We start from the raw sequence: 14,863 nt of genomic DNA, 5'->3' as shown, positions 1-14,863 counted from the left end.
CTCCTTCAAAGAAACGCCTCAACGGCCTCTCGCATTTTTTTGACGTGCAGCCCGTAGACCACCTGAACGTTATTGCCTTGTTTAATCACCCCCTTCGCGCCGGTGGCTTTCAGGCGTGGCTCGTCGATAATTGCCACGTCTTTCACCGTTACGCGCAGGCGGGTATAGCAGTTATCCACCACCTCAACGTTGTCGCGCCCGCCCAGCCCGGCGACAATCGCTTCGCCCAGGCCGTCGTTGCTACCCTTCGCCTGATACTCCTGCTTGCTATAGAGGCGGGTCTCCTGATCTTCCTCCTCGCGCCCCGGCGTCTTCATATTGAAGCGCAGGATCAGGAAGCGGAAGATGACAAAGTAAAGGGCGAACATAATCAGGCCGACCACGATATACATCGGCCAATTGGATTTTTCGGTGCCGAGCGGCAGGTTATAGATAATGAAATCAACAATGCCGTTCGCTCCGATGGCGTGAACCCCGAGCAGGTAGAAGAGCATCATGCCAATGCCGGTCAGCACCGCGTGAACCACAAACAGCAGCGGGGCGACGAAGAGGAATGAAAACTCAATCGGCTCGGTGACGCCCACCAGCAGGGAGGTAAGCGCCGCGGGGATCAGAATCGCCTTGGCCGCCGCTTTGCGCTCGGGTTTAGCGGTCATGTACATCGCCAGCGCGGCGGCGGGCAGACCAAACATTTTGCTGATGCCGCGCGCGTCCCATACCACGGTGCTGCTCAGCTGGTGCACCGAGGGGCAGGCCATCTCGGCAAAGTAGATATTGCGTGCGCCCTGGTAAGTCTGGCCGCAGACGTCCGCCGTGCCCCCCAGCTCGGTATAGAGGAACGGGGTATAGACCAGGTGATGCAGGCCGGTGGGAACCAGAATGCGCTCCAAAAAACCGTAGACCGCCACGCCAAACGGCCCCGCGCCCTTAATCGCCAGCGCGGCGGTGCTGATGCCCTGCTGGGCGAAAGGCCACAGCTCGCTCATGATCACGCCGAGCAGCATGGAGACCGGCAGCATAATGATGGCCACGAAGCAGTGACCGGAGTAGACCGCCATCGCACCGGAGAACTGCACCCCGGAGTATTTGTTATACAGGTAGCCCGAGAGCGCGCCGGTGAGGATCCCGGCAAAGACGCCCATCTCCAGCACCTGAACGCCCAGTACCATGCTCTGACCGGCGGCCTTCATCCGATCCGCCGCCGCCAGCTCGCCCTGCAAACTCAGGGTGACGTTCATGGCGTTGATAAAGACGACGAAGGTAACCAGCCCGATCAGCGCCGCATAACCCTTGTCACGGGCCGCCAGACCCACAGGGATCCCCACGGCGAAGACCAGCGCCAGGTTGACCAGCACCGACACGGCCGATTTCGCCATTAGCTGGCCGAGGCTTTGAATAAAGGGGTAGCCGAGGAAGGGCAGGTACTCCGCCACATTGCCGTTGCCCAGCAAATTACCGAAGGCAATAAACAGGCCGACGATGGGTAAAATCAGCACCGGACCATAAAGGGACTTACCAAAATTTTGTAGGGCATTAACGGCTCTTTTCATCGTCGTCTCTCATTATGAACCGCGCACAGAGGTGCGATAACAGAGTAACGTTAGCAGTGCCAGGCGGTTTCATGCCAGCTATCTTCTTGTTTTAAAAACAAATGACGGCTAACGTAACATGTGACGTTTTGGGTTGTGATCGACCTAACAGTTGCGCCCGCCGTCAAGCAAAGATTGCGAGCCGCTTTCCAAAGTTTTCATTCTCTTTTGGCTGGTGCAAAAACTGGCGCATACTATGGCTGACTCTCGATCAACGGCAGGGATAAAGGAATGAAACCGTTACGTTTTACTGCGCTTGCGATGGCGCTGGTCGCCACCTCTTTTTTAGCGGGCTGTGATAACAGCGGCGCCCCCCAGGCGGCGGTCACCAAAGCCGCGGATGCTGACCCAAAGCCGGTGGCTAAAGTCGACAGCGCCCAGCGGGAGAAGCTTGCTGCCCAGAGCGCAGGTAAATCCCTGACCCTGCAGGATGCCTCAGAGGTGCAGCTTGATGGCGCAGCCGCCCTGGTGCTGGCCTTCAATATCCCCCTCGATCCCGATCAGGACTTCTCCCGGACGGTGCACCTTGTCGATAAGAAGAGCGGCAAGCTGGACGGGGCGTGGGAGCTGGCACCAAACCTGAAAGAGCTGCGCTTCCGTCATCTGGAGCCGAACCGGGAGCTGATTGTCTCCGTTGATAGCGGGCTGGTGGCGCTGAACAAGGCGACCTTCGGCAACAGTTTCGAAAAAACCCTTACCACCCGCGACGTGGAGCCGAGCGTTGGCTTTGCCAGCCGGGGCTCGCTGCTGCCAGGTAAGGTGGTAGAGGGGCTGCCGGTGATGGCGCTCAACGTCAATAACGTCGACGTTAACTTCTATCGCGTGAAGCCCGAGTCGCTGACATCCTTTGTCAGCCAGTGGGAGTACCGCAACTCGCTCACTAACTGGGAGTCCGATACGCTGTTGAAGATGGCGGATCTGGTCTATACCGGGCGTTTCGACCTGAACCCCGCGCGGAATACCCGCGAGAAGCTGCTTCTGCCGCTGGCCGAGATCAAACCGCTCCAGCAGGCGGGGGTCTATATCGCCGTCATGAATCAGGCCGGGCACTACAGCTACAGCAATGCCGCCACGCTGTTTACCCTGAGCAATATCGGCCTGTCGGTGCATCGCTACCATAACCAGCTGGATGTCTTTACCCAGGGCCTTGAGAACGGCGCAGCGGGTGAGGGCGTTGAGGTCACCCTGCTCAATGAGAAGGGGCAGACCCTTGCCCAGGCCACCAGCGACGCCAAAGGCCATGCGGTGTTGAACACCGACAAAGAGGCTGCCCTGCTGCTGGCACGCAAAGATGGTGAAACCACGCTGCTCGATTTAACCCTGCCGGCGCTGGACCTGGCCGAGTTTGCCATTGCCGGCGAGCCGGGATACAGCAAGCAGCTGTTTATGTTTGGTCCACGCGATCTCTACCGCCCCGGCGAAACGGTGATCCTCAACGCGCTGCTGCGCGATCGGGACGGAAAACCGCTCCCTGCCCAGCCGGTGAAGCTCGAGGTGGTGAAGCCGGATGGCCAGGTGGTGCGCACGGTTGTCAGCCAGCCGCAGGAAGGGGGGCTCTACCAGTTCACCTACTCGCTGGACGCCGGTGCGCCAACCGGCATGTGGCACGTTCGCGCCAATACCGGGGATAACCAGAGCCCGCAGTGGCGCTTCCAGGTGGAAGACTTTATGCCGGAGCGCATGGCGCTCAACCTGACTGCGCAAAAAGCGCCGCTGGCGATGGCCGACAGCGTCAGCTTCGACGTCACGGGACGTTATCTCTACGGTGCGCCTGCCAACGGTAATACGCTACAGGGACAGCTGTTCCTGCGCCCGCTGCGGGAGGCCGTCCCTGCGCTGCCAGGCTTCCAGTTCGGTAACATTGCCGAGGAGAATCTCTCTCGTAGCCTTGATGAGGTACAGGTAACGCTGGACGAGAAAGGCCACGGCGAGGTGACAACTGATAGCCAGTGGCAGGAGGCCCATTCGCCGTTGCAGCTGATCCTTCAGGCAAGCCTGCTGGAGTCCGGCGGTCGTCCGGTGACCCGTCGCGCCGAGCAGGCCATCTGGCCCGCCGCCGCGCTGCCGGGCATTCGTCCGCAGTTTGCGGCTAAATCCGTCTATGACTACCGCACCGATACCACCGTTGACCGGCCTACGGTTGATGAGAACGGTCAGGCCGGCTTTGACATTGTCTACGTTGATGCCAACGGCGTGAAAAAAGCGGTAAACGATCTGCAGGTGCGGCTGATCCGCGAGCGTCGCGACTACTACTGGAACTGGTCCGAGAGCGACGGCTGGCAGTCCCAGTTCGATCAAAAGGATCTGGTGGAGGGCGAGCAGTCTCTCAACCTGGCGGCGGATGAGACCGGTAAAGTCAGCTTCCCCGTAGAGTGGGGCTCCTACCGCCTTGAGGTGAAAGCGCCGGATGAGACAGTCAGCAGCGTGCGCTTCTGGGCAGGCTACAGCTGGCAGGATAATAACGACGGGGCGGATGCGGCGCGTCCTGACCGCGTCACCCTGAAGCTCGATAAGCCCGCCTATCAGCCCGGCGATACCATCAAGCTGCATATTGCTGCCCCCGCTGCCGGTAAGGGCTATGCGATGGTGGAGTCCAGCGATGGTCCGCTGTGGTGGCAGGAGATCGACGTTCCTGCAGAGGGGCTGGATCTGTCTATCCCAGTGGATAAAGCCTGGCAGCGCCACGATCTCTACCTCAGCACGCTGGTGGTGCGTCCCGGCGATAAGTCCCGCGCCGCCACGCCGAAGCGCGCGGTTGGCCTGCTGCACTTGCCGCTTGGCGATGAGGGTCGCCGTCTGGCGATAAGCCTTGACGGTCCGCAGAAGATGCGGCCTGACCAGACGCTGACCGTTAAGGTCAAGGCCAGCGTAAATGCAGGCGAGATGCCGAAAAAGGTGAACGTGCTGCTCTCAGCGGTCGACAGCGGCGTGCTCAATATTACCGACTACGTCACACCGGATCCGTGGAAATCCTTCTTTGGTCAGAAGCGCTACGGGGCCGACATCTATGATATCTACGGCCAGGTGATTGAAGGCCAGGGCCGGGCGGCGACCCTGCGCTTTGGCGGCGACGGCGACGAGCTGAACCGGGGCGGGAAGCCGCCGGTTAACCACGTCAATATCATCGCCCAGCAGGCGCAGCCGGTGGCGCTGGATGAGCACGGCGAAGGCACGGTGACGCTGCCAATCGGTGATTTCAACGGCGAGCTGCGGGTGATGGCCCAGGCCTGGAGCGAGGATGAGTTCGGCAGCGCTGAAAGCAAGGTGGTGGTGGCCGCGCCGCTGATCGCCGAGCTGAATACGCCGCGCTTCCTTGCCAGCGGCGACAGTACCCGGCTGGCGTTGGATATCACCAACCTGACCGACAGCCCGCAGACGCTGAACGTCGCGCTCACAGCCAGCGGCCTCGTAGAGCTGCAAAGCCAGCAGCCCGCTCCAGTGAGCCTCGCCCCTCAGGCACGAACCACAATCTTTATACCTATTACCGCCCGGGATGGCTTTGGCGACGGCGAGATCGGTGCCCAGATTAGCGGCCTGACGCTGCCTGGCGAAACCTTCGCTCCGCAGCACAAGCAGTGGAAGATCGGCGTGCGTCCCGCCTGGCCTGCACAGACGGTCAACACCGGGACGATGCTGGCTCCAGGTCAGAGCTGGACCGCACCTGCCGATCTGCTGGCAGGGTTCGCGCCCGCCACGCTGCAAGGGCAGCTGCTGCTGAGCGGCAAACCCCCGCTGAACCTGGCGCGCTATATCCGCGAGCTGAAGGCCTATCCTTACGGCTGCCTGGAGCAGACCGCCAGCGGCCTCTTCCCATCGCTCTATACCAATGCCGCCCAGCTTAAGGCGCTGGGCATTGCCGGTGACAGCGATGAGAAACGGCGTGCCGCGGTAGAGACGGGGATCGCGCGTCTGCTGCAGATGCAGCGCGACGACGGTGGGTTTGCGCTCTGGGATAAGGGCGGGCCGGAAGAGTATTGGCTTACCGCCTATGTTACCGACTTCCTGGTACGTGCCGGTCAGCAGGGCTACAGCGTGCCCGCCGAGGCGCTGACCCAGGCCAACAATCGCCTTCTGCGCTATCTGCAGGACCCGGGCATGATGGCGATCCGCTACAGCGACAACGACCAGGCAAGTAAGTTTGCCGTGCAGGCCTACGCCGGGCTGGTGCTGGCTCAGCAGCAGAAAGCGCCGCTGGGCGCGCTGCGTGAGATCTGGCAGCGCCATGACCAGGCGGCGTCAGGACTGCCTCTGGTGCAGGTGGGCATTGCTCTGAAGCTGATGGGCGACGGTGAGCGAGGCGATCAGGCCGTGGCGCTGGGGTTAAAAACGCCGCGTCAGGATGATACCCGCTGGCTGGCAGACTATGGCAGCGCCATTCGGGATAACGCCCTGATGCTCTCTCTGTTGCAGGAGAACAACCTGCTGCCAAATGAGCAAAACCGTCTGCTGCACACGCTCTCCGCACAGGCATTTGGCCAGCGCTGGCTCTCGACCCAGGAGAGCAACGCGCTCTTCCTGGCGGGCAGAACCCTGGCGGCAAGCCCGGGTAACTGGCAGGCCCAGACCTCCCTCGCAGGGGAGGCGCTAAGCGGCGACCGTGCCCGGACGCTGCCGCTGACGGCAGATACGCTCGCGGCGCTGCAGGTAACCAACACCGGCAGCGCACCGCTCTGGCTGCGTCTCGATACCAGCGGCTATGCGCAGTATGCACCATCGCCGTCATCTAACGTATTGCACATCGAACGGCAGATCCTCGGCACCGACGGCAAGAGCAAATCGTTGTCGGCGCTGAAGAGCGGCGAGCTGGTGCTGGTCTGGCTGGAGGTGAAGGCCAGCCAGAGCGTGCCGGATGCGCTGGTGGTTGATCTGCTGCCTGCCGGACTGGAGCTGGAGAACCAGAACCTGGCCAGCAGCAGCGCCAGCCTGCAGGAGAGCGCCAGCGAGGTGCAGAACCTGCTTAACCAGATGCAACAGGCGGATATCCAGCATATGGAGTTCCGTGACGATCGCTTTGTGGCAGCGGTAGCGGTAAACGAGGGGCAGCCGGTGACGCTGGTCTATCTGGCCCGCGCCGTTACGCCGGGCAGCTATCAGGTACCGATGCCGCAGGTCGAGTCGATGTACGTACCCCAGTGGCGGGCAACGGGCGAAGCAAGCGGCCCGCTGATTGTCCGGCCATAGCGTGAAACGTGGTCGTATAGGGCGCTCCCGCTGGCTGTTGCTGCCGGGGGCGCTGGTTACTCTGCTTATTGCGCTGCTGCTTGCGGATCGGATCTGGCCTCTGCCTCTCGCCGAGGTCAACCCGGCGCGGGTGGTGGTGGCTGAAGATGGCACGCCGCTGTGGCGATTTGCTGACGCCGACGGCATCTGGCGCTATCCGGTGACCATTGAAGAGGTGTCGCCGCGCTATTTGCAGGCGCTGATCCAGTATGAGGATCGCTGGTTCTGGTCGCATCCTGGGGTTAACCCGCTGGCGATCGCCCGCGCCGCCTGGCAGGATCTGCGCTCGGCCCGGGTGGTTTCCGGCGGCAGCACTCTCACTATGCAGGTTGCACGACTGCTCGATCCCCATCCGCGCACCTTCGGCGGCAAGGTGCGCCAGCTGTGGCGCGCGATGCAGCTGGAGTGGCATCTCTCCAAGCGCGAAATTCTGACCCTCTATCTTAATCGCGCCCCTTTCGGCGGCACCTTGCAGGGTGTCGGTGCGGCTAGCTGGGCTTATCTTGGTAAGTCTCCGGCGCAGCTGAGCTATGCCGAGGCCGCGCTGCTGGCGGTGCTGCCTCAGGCGCCGAGCCGTCTGCGCCCGGATCGCTGGCCCGAGCGGGCGCAGGCGGCACGGGATAAGGTGCTGGAGCGCATGGCATCGCAGCAGGTCTGGTCAGCGCAGCAGGTGCGCGAGTCCCGCGAGGAGCCAGTATGGCTTGCACCCCGGCAGATGCCGCAGCTTGCCCCGCTCTTTGCCCGGCGTGTGGCGGGCCGGGATAAGCAGAGCAAAATTATCACTACCCTCGACGCCTCGCTGCAACGCCAGCTGGAGTCACTGGCCCTCAACGTTAAGCCGCAGCTGCCGCCGCGCAGCTCGCTGGCGATGATCGTTGTCGATCACACCACCATGAAGGTGCGCGGCTGGATTGGCTCGGTGGATATCAACGATGACACCCGCTTCAGCCATGTGGATATGGTCACCGCCATCCGATCCCCTGGATCGGTGCTCAAGCCCTTTGTCTATGGGCTGGCAATGGACGAGGGGCTGATCCATCCGGCATCGCTGTTACAGGACGTCCCCCGGCTGGCGGAGGATTACCGTCCCGGCAACTTTGACAGCGGCTTTCACGGTCCGGTTAGCATGAGCGAGGCCTTGGTCCGCTCGCTTAATCTGCCTGCGGTGCAGGTGCTGGAGGCCTATGGCCCGAAGCGGTTCGCCGCCCGCCTGCGCAACGCCGGGCTACCGCTGACCCTGCCCGCCGGAGCCGAGCCGAACCTGTCGCTGATCCTCGGCGGAGCAGGCGCAACGCTGGCCGATATCACTGCCGCCTACAGCGCCTTTGCCCGCCACGGCAAGGCGGGGTACTTACGTCTGCAGCCGAACGATCCGCTCGTGGAGCGACCGCTCATGTCGCCGGGAGCCGCGTGGATTATCCGTCGTATTCTTGCCTCTCAGGCGCAGCCGCTTCCCGATGCCGATCTGGGCCAGGTTGTTCCCCTGGCGTGGAAAACCGGCACCAGCTATGGCTATCGCGACGCGTGGGCGGTGGGGATCAACGCCCGCTACGTGATTGGCATCTGGACCGGGCGGCCCGACGGCACTCCGGTTGCCGGACAGTTTGGCTTTGCCAGTGCCATACCACTGCTTAACCAGGTTAACACGATGCTGCAGGCTCGCTCGGCGCTGGACGTTGCCCGCCAGCCGCGCGATCCGCGTCCGGAGTCGGTTAGCCGGGGCGTTATCTGCTGGCCCGGCGGTCAGAGCCTGCCTGCCGGGGATAGCAACTGTCGCCGCCGTCTCGCGACCTGGCTGCTGGACAAGAGCGAGCCGCCCACGCTTTTACTGCCGCAGCAGGAGGGGATCCGCGGGATCCGCTTCCCGGTCTGGCTTAATGCGCAAGGTCAGCGCGTGGCGGCGGATTGCCCGGATGCCCGGCAGCAAACCCAGGTCGTGTGGCCTCTGCCGCTAGAGCCGTGGCTGCCTGCCAGCGAGCGCCGCGCCGCCCGCCTGCCTGCGCCTTCGGTCTCCTGCCCACCGCGTCAGCAGGAGTATCCCCCTCCGCTGCTGCTTACCGGCGTAAGAGAGGGGGCCGTAGTGAAGCGCCTGCCCGGTGAGGCGTACGTCTCCCTGCCGCTACAGGCGACGGGCGGGGAGGGGGCGCGCTGGTGGTTTATCAACGGTGAGCCGTTAGAGGATCATGGGCGAGCGTTAAGCCTGCGTCTTGAGAAGCAAGGGGAGTATCAGCTGGTGGTGATGGACGGGGTAGGACAGACCGCGACGGTGCTTTTTCGGGTTTTGTAGAGCCAGTTTGCGACTGGCTGTTGCTAAAACTCATCTTATTTTAAAAAAATGTTATCTTCATCCATAGGCAAGGGTGACGTTGCTCTCTATAATTCGCGCCGGGTCATACGCGTGTATGCACGACAACAAAACACATAACAGAGGTTATCATGGCAATTGAACGTACTTTTTCCATCATCAAGCCGAACGCGGTGGCAAAAAACGTTATTGGCAGCATCTTTTCGCGCTTTGAATCCGCTGGGTTCAAAATCGTTGGCACCAAAATGCTGCATCTGACCGTTGAGCAGGCTCGTGGTTTCTACGCTGAGCACGAAGGTCGCCCTTTCTTTGATGGTCTGGTTGAGTTCATGACCTCTGGCCCGATCGTGGTTTCCGTGCTGGAAGGTGAAAACGCCGTACAGCGTCACCGCGATCTGCTGGGTGCTACTAACCCGGACAACGCGCTGGCCGGCACCCTGCGCGCCGACTACGCTGACAGCTTCACCGAGAACGGCACCCACGGCTCTGACTCCGTTGAGTCTGCCGCGCGTGAAATCGCATTCTTCTTCGCCGAAGGCGAAGTGTGCGCTCGCACGCGTTAATAATTTCGTAAATGCCGCGTGCAAACGTGGCATCCCTGCGCCAGACTTTGTACAATGCAACGCCCCGGATGAGCACATTGCTTTCCGGGGCGTTTCTTTTCAACCCTCCATGGGCCATAACGTGTAACAACGAGGCCGGAAAAAATTATGTCTGAATTAGTTAATACCTCCGAAGTCGTCATTCCTGCGGTTCCAAATAAAAATGGAAAAATCAACCTGTTGGATCTGAACCGCCAGCAGATGCGCGAATTCTTTAAAGAGATGGGCGAGAAACCGTTCCGCGCCGATCAGGTAATGAAGTGGATGTACCACTACTGCAGCGACAACTTTGATGATATGACCGATATCAACAAGGTGCTGCGTAACAAGCTCAAAGAGGTCGCAGAGATCCGCGCCCCGGAAGTCGTGGAAGAGCAGCGCTCTACCGACGGCACCATTAAATGGGCAATCGCGGTGGGCGATCAGCGCGTTGAGACGGTCTATATCCCGGAAGAGGATCGCGCCACGCTGTGCGTCTCTTCCCAGGTCGGCTGCGCCCTGGAGTGTAAATTCTGCTCTACCGCTCAGCAGGGCTTTAACCGTAACCTGCGGGTGTCAGAGATTATCGGCCAGGTGTGGCGCGCGGCGAAAATCGTTGGCGCAGCTAAAGTCACCGGCACGCGTCCTATCACCAACGTGGTGATGATGGGCATGGGCGAGCCGCTGCTCAACCTGAACAACGTCGTCCCGGCGATGGAGATCATGCTGGATGATTTCGGCTTTGGCCTCTCCAAGCGCCGCGTGACGCTGTCGACCTCTGGCGTGGTGCCTGCCCTCGATAAGCTGGGCGACATGATTGACGTGGCGCTGGCTATTTCGCTCCACGCGCCAACGGACGAAATCCGGGACGAAATTGTACCGATCAACAAAAAGTACAATATCGAAACCTTCCTCGACGCCGTGCGCCGTTACATTAGCAAATCCAATGCTAACCAGGGCCGCGTCACCATTGAGTACGTTATGCTGGATCACGTTAATGACGGAACCGAGCATGCGCATCAGCTGGCGGAAGTGCTGAAGGATACCCCATGTAAGATCAACCTGATCCCATGGAACCCGTTCCCCGGCGCGCCGTATGGCCGTAGCTCGAACAGCCGTATCGACCGCTTCTCTAAGGTGTTGATGGAGTACGGGTTTACCACGATCGTGCGTAAAACGCGCGGTGACGATATTGATGCTGCCTGCGGTCAGCTGGCAGGTGAAGTAATCGACCGTACCAAGCGCACCCTGCGCAAGCGTATGCAGGGCGAGCCAATTTCAGTTAAGGCCGTTTAATTATGCTTTCTGCACGGTCCCGTACGGGGATCGTGCAGCATAATCGCGTGGTATAAGTAACCTAAATATACAGTTTCGATAAATAATTACGGTGCGTTTCCGTCGTGTTTAAGGCAGTATGTAACGATGGAACAACAGTTTAGCCCTTGAGGTAAAAGCTGTTCTGTTATCCCCGACCTGACAGCCTTATACTGTCGGTCTAAGGTTAACTGACCCAGAAGTTTCGCGGTGCGGGTGGGCATTGTGACTTACCGGCACCTGATTTTACATCTCACGTACCAGCAGCTGTAGCGAATGAATACTGAAGCCACTCAAGACCTAAATGCAACACAAACCACTGGCGTCCGTCTGCGCAACGCCCGTGAACAACTTGGGCTAAGCCAACAAGCGGTCGCTGAACGCCTGTGCCTCAAGGTTTCCACCGTTCGCGATATCGAAGAAGACAAAGCGCCTGCCGAATTGGCTTCCACCTTCCTGCGGGGCTATATCCGCTCCTATGCACGTCTTGTGCACATCCCGGAAGAAGAGCTGCTGCCTATGATGGAGAAACAGGCTCCGGTCAGAGCGGCTAAGGTCGCCCCAATGCACTCTTTCTCCCTCGGTAAACGCCGTAAGAAGCGCGATGGCTGGCTGTCGAGCATTACCTGGCTGATTGTCTTTGTCGTTGTTGGCCTGACCGGCGCATGGTGGTGGCAGAACCACAAAGCCCAGCAGGAAGAGATCAGCACGATGGCCGATCAATCCTCTGCTGAACTGAATGCTAACAACAACGAAACGCAAAGCGTCCCCCTGAACACCGACCCAACCGAGCCTGCTGACGCGCAGACCACCGGTACCGGGCCTGCCGACGTGGCGACCCAGACACCGCCAGCGGCTACCACCACCGCACCGGCGCAAACCAATGCGCAAAACGCCGTGGTCTCTCCTTCTCAGGCTAACGTTGACTCGGTGACTGCCCCTGCGACCACCACCGCACCTGCGGCGACCGCGGCGGCAAATAGCACGCCGGGTGCCGCGCCGCTGCCAACGGATCAGGCGGGCGTAAACAATACCGCCGATGCCAACGCGCTGGTCATGACCTTTACCGCCGACTGCTGGCTGGAAGTGACCGATGCAAACGGCAAAAAGCTGTTCAGCGGCATCCAGCGCAGCGGTGCTAACCTGAACCTGGCCGGTCAGACCCCTTACAAATTAAAAATTGGCGCACCGTCAGCCGTGCAGATCCAGTTCCAGGGCAAGCCCGTCGATCTGAGCCGCTTTATCAGAAGTAACCAGGTTGCGCGCCTGACCCTCAATGCCGAACAATCAGCAGCTCAGTAACTGACGGGCAACGCGGGAGAGTTTTCATGCATAACCAGGCCCCTATTCAGCGTAGAAAATCGAAACGCATCTACGTGGGGAATGTACCAATCGGCGATGGTGCCCCTATCGCCGTTCAGTCAATGACCAATACGCGCACCACGGATGTGGAAGCGACGGTTAATCAAATCAAAGCCCTCGAGCGCGTGGGTGCGGATATCGTCCGTGTTTCCGTGCCGACTATGGACGCGGCGGAAGCCTTTAAGCTCATCAAACAGCAGGTTAACGTTCCGCTGGTCGCAGATATTCACTTTGACTACCGTATTGCGCTGAAGGTCGCGGAGTACGGCGTCGACTGTCTGCGTATCAACCCAGGCAATATCGGTAACGAAGAGCGTATTCGCACCGTTGTGGACTGCGCGCGTGACAAAAATATTCCGATCCGCATCGGCGTTAACGCCGGCTCGCTGGAGAAGGATCTGCAGGAGAAGTATGGCGAGCCGACGCCGCAGGCGCTGCTGGAGTCCGCCATGCGTCACGTGGATCATCTGGATCGTCTCAACTTTGATCAGTTCAAGGTGAGCGTGAAAGCCTCCGACGTCTTCCTCGCCGTTGAGTCCTACCGCCTGCTGGCGAAGCAGATCGATCAGCCGCTGCACCTGGGGATCACCGAAGCCGGTGGCGCACGTGCGGGCGCGGTGAAATCCGCTATCGGCCTTGGGCTGCTGCTCTCGGAAGGGATCGGCGACACGCTGCGTATCTCGCTGGCGGCGGATCCAGTTGAAGAGATCAAAGTGGGCTTCGATATCCTCAAGTCCCTGCGTATCCGCGCCCGTGGCATTAACTTTATCGCCTGCCCGACCTGCTCCCGTCAGGAGTTTGATGTTATCGGCACGGTTAACGCCCTTGAGCAGCGCCTGGAAGATATCATCACCCCGATGGATGTCTCGATCATCGGCTGCGTGGTGAACGGTCCGGGTGAAGCGCTGGTTTCCACCCTTGGCGTCACCGGCGGCAACAAGAAAAGCGGTCTGTATGAAGACGGCGTGCGTAAGGATCGGCTGGATAACGGCGATATGATCGCCCAGTTGGAAGCACGCATCCGCGCCAAGGCCTCAATGCTTGATGAAGCCCGCCGCATTGACGTTCAGCAGCTGGAAAAATAACGTAGCTGGGAAGCGGCTGGCTTCCCGTGTATGATTGAACCCGCAGGGCCCGCACGTTCGGGTTTGCCCTGAGGGTTCATTTTTATATTTATAAAGAGAATAAACGTGGCAAAGAATATTCAAGCCATTCGCGGCATGAACGATTACCTGCCAGGCGACACCGCCATCTGGCAGCGCATTGAAGGCACACTTAAGAACGTGCTCGGCAGCTACGGTTACAGTGAAATCCGCTTGCCGATTGTAGAGCAGACCCCGTTATTCAAACGCGCCATCGGTGAAGTCACCGACGTGGTTGAAAAAGAGATGTATACCTTTGACGACCGCAACGGCGATAGCCTGACGCTGCGTCCTGAAGGTACGGCGGGCTGCGTACGCGCCGGCATCGAACATGGTCTCCTGTACAATCAGGAGCAGCGTCTGTGGTACGTCGGGCCGATGTTCCGCTACGAGCGTCCGCAGAAAGGGCGCTATCGCCAGTTCCATCAGCTGGGCTGCGAAGTCTTTGGCCTGCAGGGCCCGGACATCGACGCCGAGCTGATCCTGCTCACCGCCCGCTGGTGGCGCGCGCTGGGCATCGCCGATCATGTCCGCCTGGAGCTGAACTCTATCGGCTCGCTGGAGGCGCGTGCTAACTACCGCGATGCGCTGGTGGCGTTCCTTGAGCAGCATAAAGACAAGCTTGACGAAGACTGCAAGCGTCGCATGTACAGCAACCCGCTGCGCGTGCTGGACTCCAAAAACCCGGACGTTCAGGCGCTGTTAAACGATGCGCCGGCGCTGGGCGACTATCTGGACGACGACTCTCGCGAACACTTTGCCGGTCTGTGCAAACTGTTAGACGCGGCTGGCATCGCCTATACCGTTAACCAGCGTCTGGTACGCGGCCTCGACTACTACAACCGCACCGTCTTTGAGTGGGTCACCAGCAGCCTGGGTTCCCAGGGTACGGTGTGCGCAGGCGGCCGCTACGACGGTCTGGTAGAACAGCTCGGCGGTCGCGCGACCCCAGCGGTAGGTTTTGCGATGGGCCTCGAGCGACTTGTTTTGTTAGTTCAGGCAGTTAATCCGGAATTTAATGCCGATCCCGTTGTCGATATATACCTGGTGGCGTCGGGTACGGATACGCAGGCCGCTGCGCTGCAGCTGGCTGAGCGTGTCCGCGATGCTGTGCCAGAGGTAAAATTAATGACCAACCACGGCGGCGGCAACTTCAAGAAACAGTTTGCCCGTGCCGACAAGTGGGGCGCTCGCGTTGCGCTGGTGCTGGGTGAGTCTGAAGTGGCTGACGGCAACGTGGTGGTAAAAGATTTACGCTCTGGTGAGCAGACTACCGTAGCGCAGGATAGCGTTGCCGCGCATGTGCGCACACTACTGGGTTAATCTCCCCGGGGAATTATCGTTTAGGAG

At 60.3% G+C, this 14,863-nt stretch carries 8 protein-coding genes; 7 read left to right on the top strand and 1 reads right to left on the bottom strand.

The annotated features are described in order from the left end of the window. Positions 1-5: 5 nt before the first annotated feature. Positions 6-1,550 carry a PTS transporter subunit EIIC gene (locus tag NR795_RS11225; protein ID WP_257758223.1) on the bottom strand — a complete coding sequence of 515 codons (1,545 nt, stop codon included), beginning with the start codon at positions 1,548-1,550 and terminating at the stop codon, positions 6-8. 270 nt (positions 1,551-1,820) lie between these two features. On the opposite strand from NR795_RS11225, the gene NR795_RS11220 reads away from it, so the two are divergent. The 7 genes from NR795_RS11220 to hisS all read left to right on the top strand — a co-directional run bounded on the left by NR795_RS11220 (position 1,821) and on the right by hisS (position 14,836). After that, on the top strand, positions 1,821-6,770 hold the full coding sequence (locus NR795_RS11220) for an alpha-2-macroglobulin (protein ID WP_257758222.1): 4,950 nt from the start codon (positions 1,821-1,823) through the stop codon (positions 6,768-6,770). Between the two features lies 1 nt (position 6,771). After that, positions 6,772-9,096 carry a peptidoglycan glycosyltransferase PbpC gene (gene pbpC / locus NR795_RS11215; protein ID WP_257758221.1) on the top strand — a complete coding sequence of 775 codons (2,325 nt, stop codon included), beginning with the start codon at positions 6,772-6,774 and terminating at the stop codon, positions 9,094-9,096. A gap of 149 nt (positions 9,097-9,245) precedes the next feature. Next, positions 9,246-9,677 carry a nucleoside-diphosphate kinase gene (gene ndk, locus NR795_RS11210; RefSeq protein WP_131635837.1) on the top strand — a complete coding sequence of 144 codons (432 nt, stop codon included), beginning with the start codon at positions 9,246-9,248 and terminating at the stop codon, positions 9,675-9,677. A gap of 147 nt (positions 9,678-9,824) precedes the next feature. Next, on the top strand, positions 9,825-10,991 hold the full coding sequence (locus NR795_RS11205) for a bifunctional tRNA (adenosine(37)-C2)-methyltransferase TrmG/ribosomal RNA large subunit methyltransferase RlmN (RefSeq protein WP_144818160.1): 1,167 nt from the start codon (positions 9,825-9,827) through the stop codon (positions 10,989-10,991). A gap of 294 nt (positions 10,992-11,285) precedes the next feature. Continuing rightward, positions 11,286-12,311: a cytoskeleton protein RodZ gene (gene rodZ, locus NR795_RS11200; RefSeq protein WP_257758220.1), complete on the top strand. Its 1,026-nt coding sequence runs from the start codon at positions 11,286-11,288 to the stop codon at positions 12,309-12,311. 26 nt (positions 12,312-12,337) lie between these two features. Further along, complete coding sequence (ispG, locus tag NR795_RS11195) at positions 12,338-13,456, top strand: flavodoxin-dependent (E)-4-hydroxy-3-methylbut-2-enyl-diphosphate synthase (RefSeq protein WP_222888493.1); 1,119 nt, start codon at positions 12,338-12,340, stop codon at positions 13,454-13,456. 105 nt (positions 13,457-13,561) lie between these two features. Then, complete coding sequence (gene hisS / locus NR795_RS11190; RefSeq protein WP_144818163.1) at positions 13,562-14,836, top strand: histidine--tRNA ligase; 1,275 nt, start codon at positions 13,562-13,564, stop codon at positions 14,834-14,836. Positions 14,837-14,863: the final 27 nt, after the last annotated feature.

It is taken from the genome of Pseudescherichia sp. L3 (genome assembly GCF_024656065.1).
In the GTDB taxonomy this organism is placed as follows: domain Bacteria; phylum Pseudomonadota; class Gammaproteobacteria; order Enterobacterales; family Enterobacteriaceae; genus Pseudescherichia.
This window is presented reverse-complemented; position numbering and strand designations above follow the sequence as displayed.

What these genes read in the sequence shown, in the direction of transcription:
- NR795_RS11225 (WP_257758223.1), bottom strand. Translation starts at nt 1,550, where the DNA reads ATGAAAAGAGCCGTTAATGCCCTACAAAATTTTGGTAAGTCCCTTTAT.
- NR795_RS11220 (WP_257758222.1), top strand. Translation starts at nt 1,821, where the DNA reads ATGAAACCGTTACGTTTTACTGCGCTTGCGATGGCGCTGGTCGCCACC.
- ndk (WP_131635837.1), top strand. Translation starts at nt 9,246, where the DNA reads ATGGCAATTGAACGTACTTTTTCCATCATCAAGCCGAACGCGGTGGCA.
- NR795_RS11205 (WP_144818160.1), top strand. Translation starts at nt 9,825, where the DNA reads ATGTCTGAATTAGTTAATACCTCCGAAGTCGTCATTCCTGCGGTTCCA.
- rodZ (WP_257758220.1), top strand. Translation starts at nt 11,286, where the DNA reads ATGAATACTGAAGCCACTCAAGACCTAAATGCAACACAAACCACTGGC.
- ispG (WP_222888493.1), top strand. Translation starts at nt 12,338, where the DNA reads ATGCATAACCAGGCCCCTATTCAGCGTAGAAAATCGAAACGCATCTAC.